The following is a 435-nucleotide window of genomic DNA, read 5'->3' on the forward strand; positions in this document are numbered from 1 at the left end:
GCCTTGGCGGTGCCCTCGGCCGTGTCCACAGCCGCTTCCGCGGCCTCGGCAGCCTTGGCGCGGGTGCGACGGCGCGGCTTGGCGGGGGCCTCCACGGCCTCCGGCTGCGCCTCGACGGTCTCGGCGGCGTTCACCGCGTCCGTCGTGCCCTCGGCCGTTTCCACGGCGGCCTGGGCCGCGTCGGTGGCCTCGGCGGCCTTGGCGCGGGTCCGGCGGCGCGGCTTCGTGGGTGCCTCTACGGCAGCCTCCGTGGCCTCCACCGTCCTCACCGAGGTCTCCGCCGACTCGACGGCGACGGCGCTCGCGGACTCCTGCGTGGCGCTCTCGGCGCCCTCGGTGCCCTCGGCGCCCTCGGCCGTCTCGACGGCCGCTGTCGCGGCCTCGGCGGTCCTGGCGGCACCCCGGGTGCGGCGGCGGCGCGGCTTCGCGGAAGCC

At 79.1% G+C, this 435-nt stretch carries 1 pseudogene; it reads right to left on the reverse strand.

Annotated features, from left to right (window positions below):
- A pseudogene (locus tag KN815_RS49715) lies at positions 1–435 on the reverse strand (DEAD/DEAH box helicase); the annotation flags it as partial.

This window comes from Streptomyces niphimycinicus (genome assembly GCF_018883605.1).
Classification (GTDB): Bacteria; Actinomycetota; Actinomycetes; order Streptomycetales; family Streptomycetaceae; genus Streptomyces; species Streptomyces niphimycinicus.